The sequence below is a fragment of the Entomohabitans teleogrylli genome, from assembly GCF_001484765.1.
GTDB lineage: Bacteria > Pseudomonadota > Gammaproteobacteria > Enterobacterales > Enterobacteriaceae > Entomohabitans > Entomohabitans teleogrylli.
Genome location: NZ_LLXO01000012.1, coordinates 98,880 through 122,468, shown reverse-complemented (window position 1 = coordinate 122,468; position 23,589 = coordinate 98,880). Strand labels below are relative to the sequence as shown.

At 47.9% G+C, this 23,589-nt stretch carries 20 protein-coding genes, 1 tRNA gene and 2 pseudogenes; 15 read left to right on the top strand and 8 right to left on the bottom strand.

The genetic code is table 11. The annotated features are described in order from the left end of the window. Positions 1-7 precede the first annotated feature (7 nt). Positions 8-2,560: a fimbria/pilus outer membrane usher protein gene (locus AQ981_RS14605; RefSeq protein WP_058912479.1), complete on the top strand. Its 2,553-nt coding sequence runs from the start codon at positions 8-10 to the stop codon at positions 2,558-2,560. Positions 2,561-2,584: 24 nt separating this feature from the next. Beyond that, complete coding sequence (locus AQ981_RS14600; RefSeq protein WP_058912478.1) at positions 2,585-3,640, top strand: fimbrial protein; 1,056 nt, start codon at positions 2,585-2,587, stop codon at positions 3,638-3,640. 262 nt (positions 3,641-3,902) lie between these two features. Here AQ981_RS14600 and AQ981_RS26145 read toward each other — a convergent pair. Then, positions 3,903-4,620, bottom strand: a pseudogene (locus AQ981_RS26145) (transposase). A 142-nt stretch (positions 4,621-4,762) separates the two neighbouring features. On the opposite strand from AQ981_RS26145, the gene AQ981_RS14595 reads away from it, so the two are divergent. The 6 genes from AQ981_RS14595 (at position 4,763) to yjeJ (ending at position 10,823) form a co-directional block, all read left to right on the top strand. After that, positions 4,763-5,023: a Blp family class II bacteriocin gene (locus AQ981_RS14595; RefSeq protein ID WP_121500671.1), complete on the top strand. Its 261-nt coding sequence runs from the start codon at positions 4,763-4,765 to the stop codon at positions 5,021-5,023. Positions 5,024-5,446: 423 nt separating this feature from the next. Continuing rightward, a complete protein-coding gene (locus AQ981_RS14590) occupies positions 5,447-5,782 on the top strand; it encodes a hypothetical protein (protein ID WP_058912477.1) in 336 nt (111 codons plus the stop codon). A gap of 347 nt (positions 5,783-6,129) precedes the next feature. Beyond that, a complete protein-coding gene (locus AQ981_RS28545; RefSeq protein WP_420809761.1) occupies positions 6,130-6,336 on the top strand; it encodes a hypothetical protein in 207 nt (68 codons plus the stop codon). A gap of 198 nt (positions 6,337-6,534) precedes the next feature. Continuing rightward, positions 6,535-7,827 carry an HlyD family secretion protein gene (locus AQ981_RS14580; RefSeq protein WP_058912476.1) on the top strand — a complete coding sequence of 431 codons (1,293 nt, stop codon included), beginning with the start codon at positions 6,535-6,537 and terminating at the stop codon, positions 7,825-7,827. Then, positions 7,820-9,952, top strand: coding sequence for a peptidase domain-containing ABC transporter (locus tag AQ981_RS14575; RefSeq protein ID WP_058912475.1), 2,133 nt, complete (start codon positions 7,820-7,822; stop codon positions 9,950-9,952). Before AQ981_RS14580 ends, AQ981_RS14575 begins: the two co-directional genes overlap by 8 nt. A 22-nt stretch (positions 9,953-9,974) precedes the next feature. After that, entirely contained in the window at positions 9,975-10,823 is an 849-nt protein-coding gene (yjeJ, locus tag AQ981_RS14570) for a YjeJ family protein (RefSeq protein ID WP_058912474.1), read from the top strand. A gap of 99 nt (positions 10,824-10,922) precedes the next feature. Here the strand turns inward: yjeJ and AQ981_RS14565 are convergent, their stop codons facing one another. The 3 genes from AQ981_RS14565 to AQ981_RS14555 all read right to left on the bottom strand — a co-directional run bounded on the left by AQ981_RS14565 (position 10,923) and on the right by AQ981_RS14555 (position 13,390). Then, positions 10,923-11,276: a DUF4156 domain-containing protein gene (locus AQ981_RS14565; RefSeq protein WP_058912473.1), complete on the bottom strand. Its 354-nt coding sequence runs from the start codon at positions 11,274-11,276 to the stop codon at positions 10,923-10,925. Positions 11,277-11,408: 132 nt separating this feature from the next. Then, positions 11,409-13,055, bottom strand: a complete 1,647-nt coding sequence (gene groL / locus AQ981_RS14560; protein ID WP_058912472.1) for a chaperonin GroEL — start codon at positions 13,053-13,055, stop codon at positions 11,409-11,411. A 41-nt stretch (positions 13,056-13,096) separates the two neighbouring features. After that, positions 13,097-13,390 carry a co-chaperone GroES gene (locus AQ981_RS14555; RefSeq protein ID WP_007372708.1) on the bottom strand — a complete coding sequence of 98 codons (294 nt, stop codon included), beginning with the start codon at positions 13,388-13,390 and terminating at the stop codon, positions 13,097-13,099. 276 nt (positions 13,391-13,666) lie between these two features. Here AQ981_RS14555 and yjeH point away from each other — a divergent pair, with 276 nt between their 5' ends. Continuing rightward, complete coding sequence (gene yjeH, locus AQ981_RS14550) at positions 13,667-14,929, top strand: L-methionine/branched-chain amino acid transporter (protein WP_058912471.1); 1,263 nt, start codon at positions 13,667-13,669, stop codon at positions 14,927-14,929. A 61-nt stretch (positions 14,930-14,990) separates the two neighbouring features. Here the strand turns inward: yjeH and AQ981_RS14545 are convergent, their stop codons facing one another. Then, positions 14,991-15,476 carry an FxsA family protein gene (locus AQ981_RS14545; protein ID WP_058912470.1) on the bottom strand — a complete coding sequence of 162 codons (486 nt, stop codon included), beginning with the start codon at positions 15,474-15,476 and terminating at the stop codon, positions 14,991-14,993. A gap of 342 nt (positions 15,477-15,818) precedes the next feature. Here AQ981_RS14545 and aspA point away from each other — a divergent pair, with 342 nt between their 5' ends. The 6 genes from aspA to AQ981_RS14515 all read left to right on the top strand — a co-directional run bounded on the left by aspA (position 15,819) and on the right by AQ981_RS14515 (position 21,646). Beyond that, the gene (aspA, locus tag AQ981_RS14540) at positions 15,819-17,255 is read left to right on the top strand and encodes an aspartate ammonia-lyase (RefSeq protein WP_058912469.1); all 1,437 of its coding nucleotides are present in this window, start codon (positions 15,819-15,821) and stop codon (positions 17,253-17,255) included. Between the two features lie 114 nt (positions 17,256-17,369). Continuing rightward, positions 17,370-18,671 (top strand): anaerobic C4-dicarboxylate transporter, encoded by a 1,302-nt coding sequence (locus AQ981_RS14535; protein ID WP_058912468.1) that lies wholly within the window; start codon positions 17,370-17,372, stop codon positions 18,669-18,671. Positions 18,672-18,768: 97 nt separating this feature from the next. Then, positions 18,769-19,092 carry a divalent cation tolerance protein CutA gene (gene cutA, locus AQ981_RS14530; protein WP_058912467.1) on the top strand — a complete coding sequence of 108 codons (324 nt, stop codon included), beginning with the start codon at positions 18,769-18,771 and terminating at the stop codon, positions 19,090-19,092. Then, positions 19,068-20,786 (top strand): protein-disulfide reductase DsbD, encoded by a 1,719-nt coding sequence (locus AQ981_RS14525; protein ID WP_058912466.1) that lies wholly within the window; start codon positions 19,068-19,070, stop codon positions 20,784-20,786. Before cutA ends, AQ981_RS14525 begins: the two co-directional genes overlap by 25 nt. Before the next feature lie 43 nt (positions 20,787-20,829). After that, positions 20,830-21,405 carry a transcriptional regulator gene (locus tag AQ981_RS14520; RefSeq protein ID WP_058912465.1) on the top strand — a complete coding sequence of 192 codons (576 nt, stop codon included), beginning with the start codon at positions 20,830-20,832 and terminating at the stop codon, positions 21,403-21,405. A 165-nt stretch (positions 21,406-21,570) separates the two neighbouring features. After that, positions 21,571-21,646 (top strand) — tRNA-Phe (locus AQ981_RS14515). A gap of 155 nt (positions 21,647-21,801) precedes the next feature. Here the strand turns inward: AQ981_RS14515 and AQ981_RS14510 are convergent. The 3 genes and pseudogenes from AQ981_RS14510 to AQ981_RS14505 all read right to left on the bottom strand — a co-directional run. After that, entirely contained in the window at positions 21,802-22,932 is a 1,131-nt protein-coding gene (locus tag AQ981_RS14510) for a hypothetical protein (protein ID WP_058912464.1), read from the bottom strand. 200 nt (positions 22,933-23,132) lie between these two features. After that, on the bottom strand, positions 23,133-23,291 hold the full coding sequence (locus AQ981_RS27665; RefSeq protein ID WP_154675941.1) for a hypothetical protein: 159 nt from the start codon (positions 23,289-23,291) through the stop codon (positions 23,133-23,135). Between the two features lie 38 nt (positions 23,292-23,329). Beyond that, positions 23,330-23,536 (bottom strand): annotated as a pseudogene (locus tag AQ981_RS14505) (hypothetical protein); the annotation flags it as partial. Between the last annotated feature and the right edge of the window lie 53 nt (positions 23,537-23,589).

Sequence of the window (23,589 nt, the reverse complement as noted above, 5' to 3'; positions counted from 1 at the left end):
AAGGAATATGCCTACATTAAATAGAAAAGGGAAGACCATTTTTTTTAATTTATCCCCTTTATTCATTGCGCTTTCACCGATGCTGCTGGTAGGGATTAGCTGCAACTCTTTCGCTCGTGAGTTTTTTGACCCTGCATTTATAAGTTCTATTGAAGAAAACGATGCTTTATCAGTACCTGATTTATCAATATATGAAACAAGGAATGTGCAAGCGCCTGGAGAATATCGCGTTGAAATACTATTAAATCAGAATTATCAAGAAACAACAAACATTAAATTTATCGAATCATCAGATGATAAGAATACTACACACAAAAAATCAAATCTGATTCCTTGCTTTAGTTTGGAAAAACTATCTAGTTATGGTCTTCGAACCAGTGCATTTCCTGATCTAAAAGAAAATACCAATGGATGCAGTAATACAAATGTTATCCCCGATTTCAAAACTGAACTTAATTTCAACACTCAGCAATTGATGGTTTCCATCCCACAGGCTGCACTGACCTCGGTTGCACAAGGCTTTATTTCTCCGGAAGAATATGATGATGGTATTAATGCATTAATAGCTAACTATCAATTTAGTGGTGCTAAAGACTATAAAACAGAGGGGGAAAATTATGGTCTAAACCTTCAGTCGGGTCTGAATGTCGGTCCATGGCGTTTCCGCAATCTCAGTACATGGAGCAAAGTTAACGGGGATGAAAGCAATTGGGACTCAGTATATCTATATGCCCAACGTAACATTGTCGCCCTAAAAAGTAACTTAGTTATTGGTGAAAGTAATTCATTATCAAGCATTTTTGATAGTGTTCCATTCACCGGTGTACAACTTGCAACCGATCCAGAAATGCTACCTGATAGTCTACGGGGATATGCTCCTGTAGTTCGAGGCATTGCCAGAACTAATGCCCGGGTTGTCATTAAGCAAAATGGTTACCAGATTTACCAGGCGTTTGTTGCACCTGGAGCATTTGAAATTGCCGATATGTATCCTACCGGGGGTAACGGCGACCTATATGTGACTGTAGAAGAGTCAGACGGAACCAAACAAAACTTCATTGTGCCCTTTGCTACCTTACCACTTATGCTTAGAGAAGGTCAGGTAGAATACGAATTAACCTCCGGACAATATCGCCCTTATGACGATAATACTGATGAAGTGCCATTCACCCAAGCGACGATCAGCTATGGACTGCATAGCAATATCACAGCCTATGGAGGAATGCAGATAGCTTCGAAATATCAGTCACTGGCTATGGGCCTTGGTCATAACATGGGCGATTTTGGTGCTGTTTCCGCAGATGTCACTCAGGCATGGTCAACAAGAAAAAACTCTGAAAAAACCTCAGGTCAATCCTGGCGAATTCGATATGGGAAAAATATTCTGCAGACAGGAACTAATATTTCTATCGCTGGTTACCGCTACTCTACCAAAGGGTTTAATACTCTTTCCGAAGTATTAGAAACTTATAATGATGATAATGTAAATACGAGATGGCGCTCAGTACGCAATCGAACGAATCTAACAATCAATCAAAGCCTTGGAGCCGGACTGGGTAGTCTATCCTTAAGTGGTATTTTTGAAGATTATTGGGATGGTGGTCGCCGCAACAATTCCTTTAGCGTAGGTTATAACGGTGGCTGGCGTAATGTTAACTATTATTTGGGATATAGTTACAGCCGCTATTCATGGAAAAATGGAAATGCTGACAGAGAATCACAGAACAATCACTTGTTCTCATTAAATATTACTGTCCCATTAGGTAGCTGGATTCAGAATACTTATGTTGGCTACCAGTTAAACTCCAGTAATCCTGGCTCTACAGACCAATATGTTTCCCTGAGTGGTACTGCCCTGGAAAACAATCAGTTGGACTGGAGTATTCAGGAAGGATATAGCAACCGCGAAAGTACCAGCGGTGGTATACGAGGTACCTACCGTGGTACTCACGGTACAATGAATGCCAGTTATAGCTACAATAAAGATAGCCAACTAATTAACTACGGACTTAATGGTGGTGTACTAGTACATGCTGATGGAGTTACGCTTGGACAGGAAATGTCTGATACTGCAGCTCTGGTTCAGGCTCCTGGATTAAATAATATCCGACTTGCGAGCGACCCAACAATATCTACTGATTTTCGGGGATATGCCGTAGTTCCTTATCTGACGCCATATCGCCGTTCTACAATTACTCTGGATAGTACCACCCTGGCAGAAAATATGGAGTTACCAGAAACCAGTAAAAAAGTCGTTCCTACTCGTGGAGCTATCACCCGAGCTAGTTTTAGCGGCAACATCGGTCGACGTGCGTTTATTATTCTGAAAACGTCTTCGGGTAAAAATGTGCCTTATGGTGCAACTGTCGTGTCAACAAATGCACCGGAGATGCAGGCAAGTATGGTAAGTGACGGTGGTTTGGTATATATGTCTGGCCTAAAAGATAGCGGGGAACTTTCTGTTCAATGGGGTAAAAGCCTCGGCCAGCAATGTAAAGCGACATATAGCCTGACCAGTAACGGTGGGGCAATAGAGCAAACAAACGCGGTCTGCCGCTAATCAATTTTCAGGGAGCACGACGCAATGAATAAGCTCATTTTTTTAATCAGTATCTTTTTATTTAGCACTCAGGTTGCAGGTAACTGTAAATATCCAAGCAGCACTATTAAAAACCTTGACTTATCATTTACATCAACTCAACTAAAGATATTATCAGATAATACCGTTCCAATTGGTAGTGTACTTTATGCCAATGCCGTAGGTGTTGATTTCGTAAAAACTTATTATGATTGTGATGTGGTATCTGCCGACCCTGATGTTTATCGAGTCCAGATACAGAGCCCTGAAGTCCCTGGTATAACAGGTATTCAAGGAAGACCCGTCTATGAAACAGGTATCGATGGCATTGGTTTTCAGATCGGTGACTTATTATATAGCACCGTACCGCGCCCAGTACCTACGGCAGCAGGAATAATAAGCCCTGTTCCCAAAAAAGCCTATGATGGTAATATGCGGCAGATGCCTGTCTGGCTTATAAAAACGGGACCGATAAACACATCTCAAACGTCAGGAAGGTTAGTTAATATTGTTTTTTCTGTAGGTGCCATGCACCAGGTTATGAGTCCGGGCATGCTTGAACCTATTTTGATGAGAGCAGATTTTCAGATTAAAAGCATTCAGTACAGAGCATCATCCTGTAATATTTCATTACGAGGGGGCAATCCGGTAGAATTGAAGGAGATTGATATTGCTCAGCTAAGAGCAGCATCTTCCAGTGGCAGTAGTAAGACTGGTAAACAAAAACAGTTTTTTATGGATATGACCTGCCCTTCCGCTTCACAAGGCAAAAGCTATATTTACTGGTTCAACCCAATATCAGGAAACTCATCCTCTAGTGATGGTGTACTAAACAATATGCTAAGTCCATCAGCCGGTGGTGCAAAAAATGTGGGGTTCATCATTAAAGGTGGTAGTACTGGCACTACTCCCATAAAATTTTATGACTTTAGCTCCTATCAAATATTTAATACCAAAGCAAGCCAAGAAATAAAACTTGAGGCTGATTACTATAAGTTATCTAATGATATTAGCCATGGTGATGTCAGGGCATTGCTGGAAGTTGTTGTCCAAGAAAAATAGCATATCAGAAAGAATTCATTCTTAATATTATATCCCCCGAAGATTATCGGGGGATGATTAACCTTACAATCACATAAAGGCCAAATTTATTCTATTTTAAATCTCTTATCCTCCAACGACCATCCAATTTTCGAAAAATTCGCCATATAAACATCAGAATGCATTCTATACTTAACTCATCAGGTCTTACTTGCATCTTATATATTGTATTATGCGGAAACATAAATAATAAGCATCAGCTAAATAGCTGCGCCTGATACCGCTACACTTTTGCCAGCCCATGTTCCCCTCCCGGGAATCGGTTGACGGTTTCCATAAAATGGCGAATTTTTCTCAGCAGTTGCTACATTAAACGGCACTGATGATTGTGGGTTATTGTGTCATGAAACGCCTGCCATAATCGCTCAAGGTGGTTCACCCAAGGTGAGTAAACTGGCTGGTAAATTATAATGAACTTCGGGTTTGCTTTCAGCCAGCGCTGGGTTTCATGACTTTTGTGGATGATGTAGTTATCCACGATGAGCGTGGCAGCACTTACCCTACGGTACGATGCTTTCAGGTGGTAGAGCAGCTTAATGACCTACGTAGCTAACTTTTCCCGTACCGCTGTGTAGTACGCCAGCCTGATAATATTTTTCATTCTGCCCCGGTGTGAGCACTCGTTTTATTTTTATAGCCAGCAGTTCCATACTCCAGCGTGAACGCTGATAACCAAAATCGCCGGGAGAGTGCTTTATCAGTTCACGTAACAGTGTGCAGATATGCTCAAAGGGCCTGCGACGTGAACGTCCTGCGGATAAAGATTTCAGACCTTCAATACCTGAATGTGTAAACCAGTTTATCCCGCGCCCTATGGATTAACGGATGCAGCAAAGTATTCTCGCAACATCACTGACACCGTCACCCCGATGCAACATCAGCAGGGCTGTCAACCTGCGAGCATGGTTTTTGTCACGCGTTTTATGGATCGTTTTCTACATCTGGCGTCATTCGTCGCGGGAAATTGGTACTATGATCGGCATCACTCAGTCCGGTTGGTGGTTTGGGATATCTGGCGATTGATCAGTTCGCACAATCCGGGCTGAGTTCCCCCAAAGTGAACTACTATTCCGCGTTTAGCAAATGAAAGAATTAACTGTGTCTGAAATGGAAGAGATCGCTGGTGGTGCTCCTCTGGCACGGAATGGTATTCTGGGAAATGTTGCAGCTGCTGCTCTGGGGGCAGTCGCCGGAGCAGCATTTGGTACGCTGATCGGTGGTACTCAGTCCGGCGCTATCGGGGGTCTGTTAGGCTTCGGTCTGATCAGTAATGCTGTGAGTACCATCTGGGGCTTTATCGCCGGCGGAATGATAGCCGGAGCAGCAGGACTTTCCGTCGGTTGAGATAAAATGTTATAAGTGGTAGTTATTTCCCAGGAAAACACCATTAACGGCAAATTTGTTTCATGATCTCAGTAGATTCACACTAACTAATAAATAAATACAATATTTTTTTAATGAAGCATTATCTTCTGATAAAACCATATTTTTATTTACCCTCTGTCCTCCGAGATTGCTGGGAGACAGATTTATCAAAACACACATAGCCCCTTCAGTGCAGTATTTAAGTATTCTTAAAAAATTCACAAAAAATATCGTTATCGATTTTTCATTCAAAAAACAAACATCACTCTCTATTCCTATAAAACAGATTTACTCTGCTCACCTATTGCGTGGCGACTTATTTGTCAATATATTACAGCAGACCGTAATGGTCTTTATCTATAAATCTATCTGTAATTTCAATATATATTAAAGGACTAGCACATGAAAGAATTAACCGTGTTTGAAATGGAAGAGATCGCTGGTGGTGCTCCTCTGGCACTGAATGGTATTCTGGGAAATGTTGCAGCTTCTGCTCTGGGTGCAGTCGCCGGAGCAGTATTTGGTACGCTGATCGGTGGTACTCAGTCCGGCGCTAACGGGGGTCTGTTGGGCTTCGGTCTGATCGGTAATGCTGTGGGTGCCATCTGGGGCTTTATCGCCGGCGGAATGATTGCTGGTGCTGCAGCATTTGCAGGCGGTTGGGATAAAACATTAGAGGTGGTAATCCTTTCCCTGGAAAACACCATTAACGGCAAATTTGTTCCATGGTCTCAATAAATTCACACTAACTAATAAATAAATACAATATTTTTAAAGAAGCATTATCTTCTGATAAAATCATATTGTTCTTTACCCTCTGTCCTCCGAGATTGCTGGAGGACAGATTTATCAAAACACACATAGCCTATTCAGTGCAGTATTTAAGTATTCTTAAAAAAATTCACAAAATATATTATTATCGTTTTTTCATACAAAAAATAAATATCACTCTCTATTCCTATAAAACAGATTTACTCTGCTCGCCTATTGCGTGGCGAATTATTTGTCAATATATTACAGCAGACCTTAACGACCTTTATCTATAAATCCATCTGTAATTTCAATATATATTAAAGGACTAGTACATGAAAGAATTAACTGTGTCTGAAATGGAAGAGATCGCTGGCGGTGCTCCTCTGGCACTGAATGGTATTCTGGGAAATGTTGCAGCTTCTGCTCTGGGTGCAGTCGCCGGAGCAGTATTTGGTACGCTGATCGGTGGTACTCAGTCCGGCGCTAACGGGGGTCTGTTGGGCTTCGGTCTGATCGGTAATGCTGTGGGTGCCATCTGAGGCTTTATCGCTGGTGGAATGATAGCCGGAGCAGCAGGACTTTCCGTCGGTTGGGATAAAGCATTAGAGATAGTAATCCTTTCCCTGGAAAACACCATTAACGGCAAATTTGTTCCATGGTCTCAGTAATTCTCCCATAGTAAATAAAAGGCCCTATGGGGCTTTCTTTCTCCTGTCAAAATTTTAAGTGATAACTCAATGGCAAATAATATCTATCGCAGGGAAGCGATCGAATATAAGAAATATCACTGGAAAGGAAAAGCGTTACTTCTTGCAGGTATGCCTGCCTGGTTAATCGCTTTGCTTTCTTTCACATTTCTTCTCGTGCTTATTCTTGCTTTAACTTTTTGTAGTTACACACAGCGTATTGATGTTCGTGGAGAGATCATTACTCTTCCGCATTCTATTAACGTTTTTGCTCCTCAGCAAGGATTCATAGTCCAGCAATATGTTCAGCCTGGAGAGAAAGTTAAAAAAGGAGCCACGCTATATGAACTGGACATTTCCAGGCATACTTCAACAGGTAATGTCAGCGATGCTATGGCAAAAGTGATTACAGAAAAGATCACTAATGCTGAAGAGATCATTGAAAAAATAGCTCACAACAAAGATGAAACCCTGGATGCACTAAACGAGCAACTCCGGCAATTCAATGACTCCATGCGGGAAACAACTCGTATGCTGGCGAATACCCAGACAGGGTTAAAAAAAATGCGTGACAACCTAGCTAGCTATGATACCTATTTACGCCAGGGTTTGATCACTAAAGATCAATATAACTACCAACACTCATTATACTTTCAACAACAAAGCGCCTACCAGTCTCTGACTAGCCAAAAAATGCAACTGGAGTCTCAACTTACGCAGTTAAAAAGTGACATTGTTACCAAAGCCGCTGATTTCGATAATCAAATATCCAGTCAAAAAAATCAAATCAATGATTTTAAAAATCAATTAGTCGAGTCTAATGCCAGTGGCAATGTTATTATTAAAGCGACTACAGATGGAAAAATTGAATCTATGTCCGTTACAGCAGGACAAATGGTAGATAAAGGAAGCAGCCTGGTACAAATAAAGCCCACAGGTAATGTGGAATACTATTTGGTACTATGGCTTCCTAATAACAGCCTTCCCTATATAAAAAAAGGCGACACTGTAAACATTCGCTACGATGCCTTCCCGTCAGATAAATTCGGGCAATTTCCGGGAACCATTAAATCTATTTCATCAGTTCCTGCCTCTCGTCAGGAAATGGCAGAATATACAAATGTAAATGTTAATAATGGTATGAATCAACAGGAATTAGCTCTTTATAAAACTCTTGTTGAAATTAAAGACAAATCATTTACCTATAATGGTAAAACACTATCACTTTCTAATGGTTTGAAAGCTCAGGCAATAGTCTTTCTTGAAGAGCGCCCACTATATATGTGGATATTTACTCCCTTCTATAAAATTGCACAGAGCGTAAGTGGGCCAATCAATGAATAATGAATTATTTAAATCGATCGTAGCTAAATTGAATTTTTCATTGCGAAAAAAAACGCCGGTCATTCTTCAATCAGAAGCATCTGAGTGTGGTATTGCAAGCCTATCAATGATTTGCGGTTACTACGGTATGGAAATCGATCTGTTCAATTTCCGTCAACGTTTCGGTCACTCCTCACAAGGTGCAACACTGCTTGAACTCAGCAAAATCGCCGAACAGGCAAATCTGAAGAACCGTGCTTTATCACTGGACCTGGATGAAATCAGGCAACTCAAACTACCATGTATTCTACACTGGGGTATGAACCATTATGTGGTATTGGTCGCAGTAAAACGCTCAAGCTTTGTTGTTCACGATCCTGCACTAGGTAAACGTATTGTTGGTGTTCAGGAAATGTCAAATTACTTCACTGGCGTAGCCCTGGAGCTATGGCCAGACAGTAATTTCCAGCAAGAAAAAGCCAAAAGTCGACTGCGTCTGCTGGATTTAATGAAAAATATTGTTGGTCTGAAATCAGCACTGATAAAAATATTTGCTCTTTCAGTAGTCATTGAAACCATAAACTTACTAATGCCAATAGGTACACAATTAGTGACTGATCATGTCATTATCGCGCATGACCATAGCCTGTTGGCAGTGATTTGTATCGGTCTGGTCGTCTTTACACTCTTTCGCACCTTTGTCAGCATGCTGCGAGCATGGACTTCCCTAACTCTGAACACCCTGACCGATATTCAGTGGAAAACGACCTTATTTGATCATCTGATGAGTCTGCCGCTGACCTTTTTTGAAAAGCGTCACCTTGGAGATATACAGTCTCGCTTTTCATCATTGGATATTATTCGTTCTACCTTTACTAATAGTATTGTAACCGGTGTAATTGATATCATTATGACCATTGGGTTGTTGATAATGATGACATTATACGGTGGGTGGCTGATTTGGGTGGTTATCGGCTTTACACTTTGCTATGCGCTAATGCGTTTTGGCACTTATCGTTTTTATCGGCGAATAGCAGAAGAACAGGTTATCAAAAGCGCCCGGTCCAGCTCGCATTTTATGGAGTCACTCTACGGTATTTCGACCATCAAGGCATTAAATCTTAAGGAGAGACGCTCACAAAACTGGCTCAATATTAACATTGAAGCCTGTAATGCAGGTATTAAGCAAACCCGTTTTGACATGCTTTTCGGAGGAATAAACACCTTCATCAGCAGTATTGATCAAGTCGTCATTCTCTGGCTTGGTGCCGTAATGGTGATTGAAAATAATATGACACTAGGGATGTTTATGGCATTCAATGCTTATCGTGGACAATTTTCTCAGCGGGCTTCCAGTCTGATAGACCTGGTGATGCAACTCAGAATGCTATCACTACATAACGAGCGCCTGTCGGAAATAGTCTTCAGCGAACCGGAAACTGAGCAACCCTCTCGTCGAATCTTTGAAGAAAATAAAGGCGTCTCACTGGAAGTCAAGGATTTAAGCTATCAGTACGATCCATTTTCTCGCCCAATCTTTTCTGGTCTAAATCTGGTCATTCAGCCAGGAGAATCCGTCGCGCTTGTCGGTCCATCTGGGATCGGTAAGACGACACTGCTTAAAGTCATGTGTGGATTATTAGTTCCCAGTGAAGGCCATGTCCTGGTTGATGGTCTGGATGTCAGTAAAATTGGTCTCAACAATTATCGGTACAGCACTGCCTGTGTATTGCAGGAAGATCGATTATTTTCAGGGTCTATCTCTGACAACATTTGCAGTTTTGAAGATAACCCAGATCAGAACAGAATCATTGCCTGTTCTCGCTACTGTAATATACATGATGAAATTATGCGTATGCCGATGGCATATGAATCTATTGTTGGTGAACTAGGTCTGGGGATTTCCGGTGGCCAGAAGCAACGCATACTTATTGCCCGAGCGTTGTATCGCCAGCCCAGTATTCTGTTTATGGATGAAGCAACCAGCCACCTCGATTTGGCAAACGAATCTTTTATTAATCAGTCGATTTCCGGTTTAAAAATCACGCGAATTATTGTTGCTCATAGACCTTCAACTATAGCATCAGCGGACCGCATTATCGATCTATCTCAGTATGGAAAAAATGCCCTTCCCCCGGCACATTAATTCAGAGTAAGGAAATATTAAAATGTCATTAAAAATAAAAGGACTCAATACAGGTATCCTTCTCCATGAGGAAAAATTTCTGGCTCTGGCGCTGAAGATAAGAAATGATAACGAGCAGACCGAGATTTTTTATATGCAGGTTTCGGTTCTGAAAGATTTCCTCATGCTTTTACAGAACAGATTGATTTCCTTAGTTCGCAGAGCTCAGTTGGATATGGAATCACTGAGAATACTAGCCGAAAAAGCAAATCAGGAGTTGGCAGGCAATATACCACAAATAGAGATGAATGATGTTCAAAATCCCGACCCGGGAAGGCTGATAACGTCGTTGTCAGCGAGCTTTAGAGATGACTACTTTAACTTACTTTTCTGTCTGCAAAATGAGCAAATCAGCCATCTTCAGATTCAGGATGTTCAAATAGAATTCCTCATCATGGCTATCAGCCAGGCAATGAATAATGCAGGAAGCCAGGAAATTGCTCAGCAGATCACCGTTGCCCTGGATTTTCTCCCCTTATATGACTCACTATTTGCACCTGATAACTCAATGGACTACAGCCAGTATCAACATGAAGGCTGGAAAATGGAGCTATTCAATAATTACATACTGATTATGTATCGTACTGAAACGCAGAATGGCAGTGAACTCCTGTGTGGAAGCGTAATAAAAACTAACGTCATTGCCGGTAGCAAAGAGGCAGAGAACATTGCCAGATTATTTGCTTCTCTCAGTCAAAAACTAAGTCCATACTATTCGCAGATTACCCATATTTATACTCAGCCTCTGGAGGTTGAAAAAAATATCACTCCCACGCTTGAACAGGCTCTACGGCCACTGGCAGCTTTTCGGAAGTCATTGATGGGTGAATAATGGGGAACTCCACATGGATGTGGAGCAGGAGGCTGAGATGTTGAATACCTCCAACCCGGGTTCCCCTCTCCATCTGGAGAGGGATAACCCGCTAAGGTATCACTCCGGGCACTTATAGACCTGACCAATCATCTGTGTCGCCGTCGGCACAAAGCTGGAAAGCATTGTCTGTGTCGGGCTGCTCACGCCATACAGCACATTGCCGCCCATTGCCGCGGCCTGGTTTCTCAGCGCATTGGCTGCGCTACGCATAGAGCCGCCCTCATCGCCACGCTGACCAGACAGCCAGTTACTCTGTTCGCCGGTCGCGGTCCCTAACAACTGGCACTCACTGCCAGGCTTTTCTTCCACAAAGCGAACATTCTGCCCGCCCGCGGTCAGCTGGTTGCTGGTGCTGCAACCGGCCAGCAGCAGCGCTGCGACAACCATTCCTGCTGAAACTTTTACGCCCATGTTATTCCCCATGATCAACGAATCGAATAATACTTTCCGGTGCAAACTTTATACTAAAATCAACACCAAAAGAAAAACCCCCGGTCATCTCTGACCCGGGGGTTATTACGCATTATGTGCGGTAACAGGCAATTACATCATGCCGCCCATACCACCCATGCCGCCCATACCACCAGCTGCACCTAAATCAGGCGCATCGCCTTTCGGCAGGTCGGTAACCATGCACTCGGTAGTAATCATCAGGCCAGCAACAGAGGCCGCGTACTGCAGAGCAGAACGAGTGACTTTAGTCGGATCCAAGATACCGAAGTCGATCATGTTGCCGTACTCTTCAGTCGCCGCGTTGTAACCGTAGTTACCTTCACCAGCTTTGACGTTGTTAGCGACAACAGACGGCTCTTCACCGGCGTTGGATACGATCTGGCGCAGCGGAGACTCCATCGCGCGCAGAGCAACTTTGATACCAACGTTCTGATCTTCGTTCTGAGCTGTCAGACCAGACAGTTTAGCGGCGACACGTACCAGCGCCACGCCGCCACCGGCAACCACGCCTTCTTCCACCGCAGCACGAGTCGCGTGCAGGGCGTCATCAACGCGCGCTTTTTTCTCTTTCATTTCAACTTCAGTCGCCGCGCCCACTTTGATTACTGCAACGCCGCCTGCCAGTTTCGCTACGCGCTCCTGCAGTTTTTCACGGTCGTAATCGGAAGTGGCTTCTTCGATCTGCTTACGGATCTGGGCAACACGACCCTGGATAGCATCTTCTTCACCTACGCCATCAATGATGGTGGTGGTGTCTTTGTTGATGACGACGCGTTTAGCCTGGCCGAGGTCTTCCAGAGTAGCTTTTTCCAGCTCCATACCAATCTCTTCAGAGATAACGGTACCACCGGTCAGCGTCGCGATGTCCTGCAGCATAGCTTTACGGCGGTCGCCGAAGCCCGGCGCTTTAACCGCTGCGACTTTAACGATGCCGCGCATGGTGTTAACCACCAGAGTCGCCAGCGCTTCGCCTTCAACGTCTTCAGCGATAATCACCAGCGGCTTGCCTGCTTTAGCGACGGCTTCCAGAACTGGCAGCATTTCGCGGATGTTGGAGATTTTCTTGTCAGCCAGCAGAATGAACGGGCTTTCCAGCTCAACGGCGCCAGTGTCAGGCTTGTTGATGAAGTACGGAGACAGGTAGCCACGGTCAAACTGCATACCTTCTACCACATCCAGCTCGTCTTCCAGACCAGTACCATCTTCAACGGTGATAACGCCTTCTTTACCGACTTTATCCATCGCTTCAGCGATCAGTTTACCTACGGTTTCGTCGGAGTTAGCGGAGATGGTCCCTACCTGAGCGATAGCTTTAGAGTCAGAGCACGGTACAGACAGCGCTTTCAGCTCTTCAACCGCGGCGGCAACGGCTTTATCGATACCGCGCTTCAGGTCCATCGGGTTCATGCCAGCGGCAACGGCTTTCAGACCCTCGGTGATGATAGCCTGCGCCAGTACGGTCGCAGTGGTGGTACCGTCGCCTGCAGCATCGTTAGCTTTAGAGGCAACTTCTTTCACCATCTGAGCGCCCATGTTCTCAAACTTATCTTCCAGTTCGATTTCACGAGCCACGGAAACGCCGTCTTTAGTGATATTCGGCGCGCCGAAGGATTTGTCCAGCACTACATTACGGCCTTTCGGGCCCAGGGTAACTTTTACTGCGTCTGCCAGTACGTTTACGCCGCGCAGCATTTTCACGCGGGCGTCGCTACCGAATTTTACGTCTTTAGCTGCCATATCAATATTTCCCTCAAACTCGTTCAGTTTCGCGCGTGAAATTACGCTTCAACAATTGCCAGAATGTCGCTTTCGGACATGATCAACACTTCTTCATTGTCGATCTTCTCAGCTTTTACACCGTAGCCATCGTTAAAAATCACGATGTCGCCAACTTTAACGTCCAGCGGCTGCACAGTGCCATTTTCCAGGATGCGGCCCTTACCGACAGCGATGATTTCGCCACGAGTTGATTTACCTGCTGCAGAACCGGTCAGAACGATGCCGCCAGCGGACTTAGATTCAACCTCTTTACGTTTGACGATCACACGATCATGTAACGGACGAATACTCATTGATAGCTCTCCTTTGAGAAGGTCATTATCAGTTATGGATGACGCCGGCCCGTAAACGGTTTCCCGGCTGGTGACCAGAGAGATGGGGACGGATTTTTAGCCCTTCAAGGGGGGAGCAAGAAAAAAAATCGCATTCTTGCCAGTAAAGTAAAAAACCGCGTAAAAACAGAAAATTAGCAATTACAGACCAATAGCCTTTCCGTATGAAGGTTGTGATACCATAAAAAATTCTTTTGTTGTCCCCTGCCCGGGGTACGGATCGGGTAAGTAAATCGCATGAGTGGACTTAAACAAGAACTGGGACTGGTTCAGGGAATTGGTCTGTTGTCGACATCGCTGCTGGGCACCGGCGTTTTTGCCGTCCCGGCTCTTGCGGCGCTGGCAGCCGGCAACAGCAGCCTGTGGGCGTGGCCGGTGTTGATCATTCTGGTCTTTCCCATCGCCATTGTCTTTGCGGTACTGGGACGACATTTCCCCAGTGCTGGCGGCGTTGCACACTTCGTCGGTATGGCTTTCGGCCACCATATGGAAAGGGTAACCGGCTGGCTATTCCTGTCGGTAATCCCGGTAGGACTGCCTGCCGCGCTCCATATCGCCGCAGGCTTCTGGCAGGCGCTATTTGGCTGGCACGATGGACAGCTCCTGATAGCAGAGTTGGTGACGCTTTCCCTGGTGTGGTTTCTCGGTACCCGCGGCGCAGGCTCCAGCGCCAATCTGCAATCGTTGATTGCCGGACTGATCGTCGCCTTAATCGCCGCCATCTGGTGGTTCGGCTCCCTCTCTGTGTCGGATATTCCCTTCCCGCCGCCGGCGGAGATCGCGCCGCAGGGGCTGTTTGCCGCGCTGGCCGTGATGTTCTGGTGCTTTGTCGGTCTGGAGGCCTTCGCCCATCTCGCGTCGGAATTTAAACACCCGCAGCGTGATTTCCCGCGGGCGCTAATGATTGGCCTGCTACTGGCAGGCACCGTGTACTGGGCGTGTACCGTCATCGTCCTGCACTTCAACGCTTACAGCGCCGCCAGCGCGGCAGCTACCTCGCTGCCAGACGTCGTAGTGCAACTGTTTGGCGTCAACGCCTTGTGGATTGCCTGCGTGATCGGTTACCTGGCCTGCTTTGCCAGTCTGAACATCTATATTCAGAGTTTCGCACGCCTGGTCTGGTCGCAGGCGCAGTACAAACCTCATAGCCCGCTGGCCAGGCTATCGGGCCGTCATCTGCCGCTAAACGCGCTGTATGCGGTACTGGCCTGTTGTACTCTCAGCACAATCGGGATATACGTTCTGGAGATGGATCTTGAAGCGCTGATTGTTTATGCCAACGGCATCTTTATTATGATCTATCTGCTGTGCATGCTGGCCGGCTGTCGCTTGCTGAAAGGCCGCTACCGGCTACTGGCGATCGTCGGCGGCGTACTTTGTCTGCTGCTACTCGCGATGGTGGGCTGGAAGAGCCTTTACGCACTGATCGTGTTGGCAGGTTTGTGGGCATTTCTGCCGCGCCGCAGACTGAACGCCGCAGCGACTTCTACTCACCCATAAAAAACGCGCTTCCCGGGTGAACAAGGGGAAGCGCGTCATAACCTCAATCGTTTAACTTAACTCAACGCCGCCGATCGTCATCGTCATGATTCGGCAGTTCACGTCCTTCATCTTTATCTTTGCGCTGATACTCGCCGTCAAAGGTATCTCCGCTCTGGTAGCCGGCACCAAAGCCACCTCCGGGCATACGAGCAAAACGCAAATGCGGTAACAATTTCATGGTCAAATGCTTCTGTACCGGCGGAAGCAACAGCAGAAGCCCCAGAAAATCGGTGAAAAAGCCCGGCAACAGCAGCAGTAAGCCGGCAATGATCAGCGAAACGCTTTTGATCATCTCGGCCGCCGGACTTTCTCCCTCGGCCAGTTTCTGTTGCATCAGCAAAAAGTTTTTAAATCCCTGATTGCGCACCAGCGACATGCCGACGATGGAGGTAAAGATGACCAGCAGCAGCGTCAGTAGTACGCCCAGCACGTGAGCGACCTGGATGAATATAGAAATCTCAATGTAAACATAGAGAAAAATAGCAATGAACGGTATCCAGCGCACCGGATTCTCCTGTCGATTAGGGCGAACGCCGCAGCGGCCGCGCGGAAATGGGAGCGCAAAGCGCATACATCAAGAGATTGAGGCACGGTAGACAAAAATCAATCGCTGTCCAGTACTCTTTTTTGTATAGATTGTTAAGCAGTGAGCTATTTCACATATTAGAAATAGTCATAAGACAAAGACAATAATAAGTGATCCAGATTACTGCTTTTTTGTATCATCAGCATATCATCATACTCATCGGGCCGATTATGGACATAATCGTCGGCCTGACCATCACACAACCACATATCCTGTGAGAGACCTGGTTTCCCCATTGGCAGCTTGAAGAAGAAGGTTCACATGTTAAATAACATTCGTATCGAAGAAGATTTGTTGGGTACACGGGAAGTGCCGGCGGATGCCTACTACGGCGTCCATACTCTGAGAGCGATTGAAAACTTCTACATCAGTAACAATAAAATCAGTGACATACCGGAATTTGTTCGTGGCATGGTGATGGTCAAAAAAGCCGCCGCCATGGCAAACAAAGAGCTACAGACCATCCCACGCAGTATTGCGGATGCCATTATTGCCGCCTGTGATGAAGTACTGAATAACGGTAAGTGCATGGACCAGTTCCCGGTCGATGTCTACCAGGGCGGAGCCGGCACCTCAGTCAATATGAACACCAACGAAGTTCTCGCCAACATTGGTCTTGAGCTAATGGGCCACCAGAAAGGTGAATACCAGTACCTCAACCCTAACGACCACGTGAACAAATGCCAGTCCACCAACGATGCCTACCCAACCGGGTTCCGTATCGCGGTTTACAACTCAATCGTTAAACTGGTGGATGCCATCAACCAACTGGGAGAAGGCTTTCAGGGCAAAGCCAAAGAATTCGAGACCATCCTGAAAATGGGTCGCACCCAGCTACAGGATGCGGTGCCAATGACCCTTGGCCAGGAATTCCATGCATTCAACGTACTGTTAAACGAAGAGACCAGAAACCTGCTGCGTACCGGCGAATTGCTGCTGGAAGTTAACCTCGGCGCGACGGCTATCGGTACCCGCCTGAATACCCCGGACGGCTACCAACAACTGGCGGTACAGAAACTGGCGGAAGTCAGTAACCTGCCCTGCGTACCGGCAGAAGACCTGATTGAGGCTACCTCCGACTGCGGCGCCTACGTTATGGTGCACAGTTCCCTGAAACGTCTGGCGGTGAAACTGTCGAAAATCTGTAATGACCTGCGTCTGCTCTCTTCCGGTCCGCGCGCCGGTCTGAATGAAATCAACCTGCCGGAACTGCAGGCAGGCTCTTCTATCATGCCGGCTAAAGTCAATCCGGTAGTACCGGAGGTCGTTAATCAGGTATGCTTTAAAGTCATCGGTAACGACACCACGGTCACTATGGCTTCCGAGGCCGGGCAATTACAGTTGAACGTGATGGAGCCGGTTATTGGTCAGGCGATTTTTGAATCCATCCATATTCTGACTAACGCCTGCTATAACCTGCTGGAAAAATGTGTTTCCGGTATTACCGCAAATAAAGAAGTCTGCGAAAGTTATGTCTATAATTCTATCGGCATCGTCACTTACCTGAACCCGTTTATTGGTCACCATAACGGCGATATTGTGGGTAAAATTTGTGCCGAAACCGGTAAAAGTGTGAGGGAGGTCGTACTTGAGCGCGGCCTGTTAACCGAAGCGGAGCTGGATGACATATTCTCTGTCGATAATCTGATGCATCCGGCCTATAAAGCGAAGCGTTATACCGATGAAAACGAACAATAATTGTTCACCTTGATAATTAAAGGCACGTCACGCGCGACGTGCCTTTTTTTTGTTCCATTAGCACATATACACAACATTTAATTTTCAACTGGCTAACTAACAAGGAAGGCACCTATGTTTGGAGCTGAACTTATTATCGTCCTATTGGCGATCTATCTTGGCGCCAGACTCGGAGGCATCGGCATCGGTTTTGCGGGTGGTTTCGGGGTACTGGTATTAACGTTATTATTTCAAATCAACCCCGGCGCCATTCCCTTTGACGTCATTGAAATCATCATGGCGGTTATCGCCGCTATCGCCGCTATGCAAGTTGCCGGCGGGATGGATTACCTGGTTAGCCTGGCGGAAAGATTGCTGCGCCGGCATCCCAAATACATCACCTTCCTGGCGCCTCTGGTCACCTGGTTTATGACGATCCTGGCAGGTACCGGTCACACGGCATTCTCAACGATGCCGGTGATTACCGAGGTGGCCAAAGAACAGGGTATTCGCCCTTCCCGGCCGCTCTCGATCGCCGTTGTCGCTTCGCAGATTGCCATTACCGCCTCGCCGATTTCCGCCGCGGTGGTCTTCTTCGCCGGTATTCTGGAACCGCTGGGCGTAAGCTACCTGACGCTACTGGGCATCTGTATCCCGGTGACTCTGGTCGCCGTCATGCTGACTGCGGTACTGTGTAACTTCCTCGGCGGCGAACTGAAAGACGATCCGGTTTATCAGGAACGTCTTGCCAAAGGTGAAGTTAAGCTGCGCGGCGAGCAGGTGTTCCAGTTGAAACCGGGCGCTAAACGCTCCGTCCTGTTGTTCCTGATCGGTATTGTCGCCGTTATGTTCTATGCTACCGCAATCAGCGACACCGTTGGCCTGATCGAAAACCCGGTGCTGCCGCGTAACGAAGCTATCGTGGTCTTCATGTTGACTGTCGCGACGCTTATCTGCATCACTTGTAAAGTCGACACGGGCGAAATCCTTAACGCCAGTACCTTTAAATCCGGTATGAGCGCCTGTATCTGCGTACTGGGTGTGGCATGGCTGGGTGACACCTTCGTGAAAAACCATATCAGCGACATTCAGGAAGTAGCCGGCGAACTGCTGCAAAGCTACCCGTGGCTGCTGGCGGTGGTACTGTTCTTTGCCGCCACACTGCTCTACTCTCAGGCGGCGACCACTAAGGCGCTGATGCCTGCCGCGCTGATGCTGGGTGTGACTCCGCTCACCGCTATCGCCTCATTCGCGGCGGTGTCCGCACTGTTCGTTCTGCCGACGTACCCGACGCTGCTGGCGGCGGTAGAAATGGACGATACCGGCTCGACCCGTATCGGTAAGTATGTCTTTAACCACGCCTTCCTGATCCCGGGGGTTGTGGCCATCGCACTCTGCGTCATCCTCGGCTTCGTTGTCGGCGGGATGGTTCTGTAAGATGTAAAAACGGGCTGCCCCGCAGCCCGTTTCTTGCTCTGCTTTTCCCCACTCATGGTATAGTCGCACCTTCACTGGTTCTGATATGAGGTGTGCCATGTCCACCCCTGACGCCGTAGTCCTGCTGTGCACCGCTCCGGATGAAGCCTCTGCGCAAGAGCTTGCTTCCCTGGCGCTGGCCGAAAGACTCGCCGCCTGTGCCACTATCATCCCTGGTGCAACATCGCTGTATTACTGGGAAGGTAAACTTGAGCAGGAGTATGAGGTACAACTGCTGTTAAAGACCGATCAGGCGCACCAGGAGGCGCTCGTCGCCTGTCTGAAATCGCACCACCCTTATCAGACCCCGGAACTGTTGGTTCTGCCCGTTACCTACGGAGATAGCGAATATTTGTCATGGCTCTACGCTTCCTTACGCTGATTCTGCTATTCCTCAGCACATCCGTTTCCGCTGGCCTGTTCAGCAATCAGGGGAAAAACCAGTTTGTTCCCGTCGATCAGGCATTTGCCTTTGATTTCAGGCAGCAGGACCGCCAGCTTGCGCTGAGCTGGCAAATCAAACCCGGTTATTATCTGTACCGCCAGCAAATCAGCGTTGAGCCAGTTCAGGCGGCTTTCGCGCCGCTAACGCTGCCGGCAGGTACATGGCACGAAGACGAATTCTACGGCAAAAGCGAAATCTACACCGGGCAGTTAACAGTGCCGGTGCAGTTGCACAGCGCCGAACAAGGGGCGACGCTGCGCGTAACCTACCAGGGATGCGCCGAAGCCGGATTTTGTTATCCGCCGGAAACCAAAATGGTGCCGTTGAGCGCGGTTTCGCCCATCGCGGACACCGCTGAGCAACCCGCCGCCGCGCCGACGCCGACACAACCGATCCCGGTTTCAGAGGCGCCTCCCGCTCAACTTCCCTTCTCCGCCCTGTGGGCGCTGTTAATTGGTATCGGCATTGCATTTACCCCCTGTGTATTGCCAATGTACCCGCTGATTTCAGGTATCGTCCTCGGCGGTAAGCAGCGCCTGTCTACTGCCCGGGCGCTGGTGCTGGCGTTTATCTATGTCCAGGGGATGGCGTTGACTTACACGGCGCTGGGACTGGTGGTCGCGGCGGCTGGGCTGCAGTTCCAGGCTGCGTTACAGCACCCCTGGGTACTGATCGGTCTGTCGGCGCTGTTTGTATTGCTGGGTCTGTCGATGTTCGGCCTGTTCACTCTGCAGTTGCCCTCTTCGCTCCAGACTCGCCTGACGCTGATGAGTAATCGTCAGCAAGGGGGGTCGCCCGGCGGTGTATTCGCCATGGGGGCGCTGGCCGGGCTGATCTGCTCTCCGTGCACCACCGCGCCGCTGAGCGCCATTCTGCTGTATATCGCCCAGAGCGGTAATATGTGGCTGGGGGGCGGCACGCTGTATCTGTATGCGCTTGGCATGGGTCTGCCGCTGATCCTGATTACCGTTTTTGGGAACCGTTTGCTGCCCAAAAGCGGGCCATGGATGGAAAGCGTGAAGACCGCTTTTGGCTTCGTCATTCTGGCGCTGCCGGTTTTCCTGCTGGAGCGAGTGCTCGGCGATATCTGGGGCCTGCGTCTGTGGGGGTTGCTGGGCGTGGCCTTCTTCGGCTGGGCATTTATTACCAGCCTGAAAGCAGAAAAACGCTGGATGCGTCTGGTTCAGATTGTGCTGCTGGGCGCCGCGTTGGTTTGCGCTCGTCCTCTACAGGACTGGGCTTTCGGCAGCAGTGCGGTAACAGAAAAGCCGCACCTCAGTTTTACCCGGGTGAGCAGCGTAGAAGAGCTTAACAGCGCCCTGGCGCGCGCGCAGGGCAAACCGGTGATGCTCGACTTCTACGCCGACTGGTGTGTGGCCTGTAAAGAGTTCGACAAATATACCTTTACCGATACCCGGGTTCAGGAAGCACTGAAAGATACGGTACTTCTGCAGGCGGATGTCACGGCCAATCGCCCGCAGGATGTGGCGCTGTTGCGCCATTTGAATGTGCTCGGGCTGCCGACGATTTTGTTCTTTGACGCCAGCGGCGTCGAACATCCGCAGCAACGAGTCACCGGTTTTATGAACGCCGCCGACTTTGCGAATCATTTGCGCAATCAGCGGCCGTAAGTAACACTTTGAGAAAACCGTTGGGACAACGGAGGAGGAAACAGTGCAACGCGAAGAGGTTCTGGACCACGCCCTGCAGGTACTTGAGCAGGAAGGTATAGCCAGTACGACGCTGGAAATGGTCGCCACAACCGCCAACTGTGCGCCGGGAGAGATCCAGCGTTTTTGGCCCGACAGCGAAGCGCTGATTTATGATGCCCTGCGCTACCTGAGTCAGCAGGTTGATATCTGGCGTCGGCAGTTGATGTACAACGAAGAGATGACGCCGGAGCAAAAGCTGCTGGCCCGCTACCCGGCACTAACAGAATGCGTGAATAAACAACGCTATCCGGGATGCCTGTTTATCGCCGCCTGTACGTTTTACCCGGATGCCGATCACCCGATTCACCAGTTGGCGGAGCAGCAGAAACAGGCCGCCTGGGAGTTTAGTCACGAACTGCTGACCCAATTGGAAGTGGACGATCCCGCCATGGTGGCGAAGCAGATGGAGCTGGTGCTGGAAGGCTGCCTGAGTCGTTTGCTGGTAAAACGCAGCCAGGCCGACATTGATACCGCTTATCGGCTGGCGGAAGATATTTTGCGCTTTGCTAAATGTCGCACCGCCGGAGCGCTGACCTGACGCTAAGCCATGCGATACCGTAATACATGGCGCCTGGTACCGGCTACGTTTAGCGATCCGCCAGGCAGGAAAAGACCGGATGTGCTGTAATGTTAATCAATTAACCGCCCTTTTGTGATTTTGCCATTGACGCGCTGTACCGAATCAGGTTTAATGCGCCCCGTTGCCCGGATAGCTCAGTCGGTAGAGCAGGGGATTGAAAATCCCCGTGTCCTTGGTTCGATTCCGAGTCCGGGCACCACTTATTCAGAAAACCCAGCCTTTGGCTGGGTTTTTGCTTTTGGTACTCCCGGACTCTCCATCGAACTACGTTCGATTATTCGCCGCAAGCGGCTCACCCCTTCGGGGCCAGCGCGGCAAGCGCGCTGTTCAATGTCTGCGCACCAGCATATTCCTTCATTTCTCGCAGCGTTCGCTGCTCGACCTGCCCCGCTGAATAAGCGTCGTCAACAAATCACCGACCTCGGCTTCTCTTTTTTGATCCTCAAGCAGGCTTTTTGTCGTTTGCACCGGTGTGTAGCGATACCAGGGTGCCTGGTCGGTGCATTCAAGTCGGTATACCGGCATGGCGTTCGGGTAAAAAGAAATCATACGATACTCGTTTTTAGCAACTTCCAGTACCCGAACGGTAACGCCTTCACCCTCCCGGACAGTCTGGTATTCACCGTTACAAAAAATGGTATCTCTCGTCTCCATCCTGACCGTTTTCTCGAATACACTCTGATATATTCCGTCAAGACTGCTCTTAAAAACGACGATAAATAATAACGCAGAACTGATGCTCAACAGAGAAAGAGAGATAAACCCATTGTTCACCGAGTAATTTACTCCTCCCTCTTCGCCATATTCCCAGCGATCAGGAAATAACAGAAACGCGGAGCTAAATGCATAAGCAATCATCAGCAAGAAAGCGATTTTTATCACCCAGGCGCTGCCATCAGAAGTGACTTTTGCTGCTATAGAGTATGCCGGAATATCAAGCGTCTCCGTCACAAACCCCCGAGCTACATTATCTAAATAATAGTTGAAGAAGCTCCACAGGGCAGTCACAAAAAAGACGATAAAAATCTTGATGGTTTTACCTTTTTCACCCTGCATAAAGCTCAGGTCACTGACTTTAAAATAGACTGTGATTGAGTGCGTCATCAGAAAAAGAAAAGCACAAAACCATATCCAATCACTACTATAGCCCAGTCGATACACACAGAATGCAGCGCAAAAAAGAATCAGCACGCACAATGATGCAAAAAATGTAAAATCAGTCAGTTTGCAGAACGGATTATCTTGCTGATATCTTTGCAGAATAACGGGCGGTAGCTTCCCTGCTGGTTTTATCTTTCGCAAATAATCAACCGGAGAAAATATAATCACGAAAAGTACAGCAACGATAGCAAGAATAGAGAATGAAATTATCATTTGTGATGGTTTATTCAGATAAAAAATATAACCAAACACCGATATGACAGCGGAATACGCAACAAACTGAACGGGATAGTAAGTCAACAGCCCATATTTCTCAGAGTTCATCCTTATCTCCAGCTAACTTTATAAACCCTGCTTATTTTTACGCTGACGGAGAAAAAATAACAATGCTGACATAAGCCAGGCCAGTATTTTGCCGGACTAAAATATCATGTCCGGGCAAGCCTCCTTTACTAACCCGGCACATTCAGTTCACAAAACCCGTCTGGTGATATGAAAACAGCCCTGCCGGACGCTGACCAGCATTATTCAGCGGTAATCACCGGCCCAAAACCGCCTTCCCGCAGAATCGCGCGTACTGTCCGGCCCCAGGAAGGTCCCCAGCGCTGCCCCGCCAGGTGGAAAACCGCGGCGACATATTGGGCGGTGACATTCATCAACGCCGGAATAGTATGAACCATCATATCCACCTGCTGCCTCATACTGGCGGCATAACTGGCATAGCCAGAATGCCGACAATTTTATCGCTGGCATTCATCGGTACCCGTTGGTTCAGGATCTGATGCTGCAACACTACAACCCTATCCACCCGGTCAGGTATGGTCACAGTGCGGCCAATCCGGTCGGTTACCTGCCGGTCGGCAAGGCTGAAAAACGCGCCGTTCGCTGAGGCATGAACATGATGAATGACATATCTCACGTCATTCATCGCGCCAGGCCGATGGCGAGTAAATATGCCGCGTGGCAAAATTCTCCCCACTG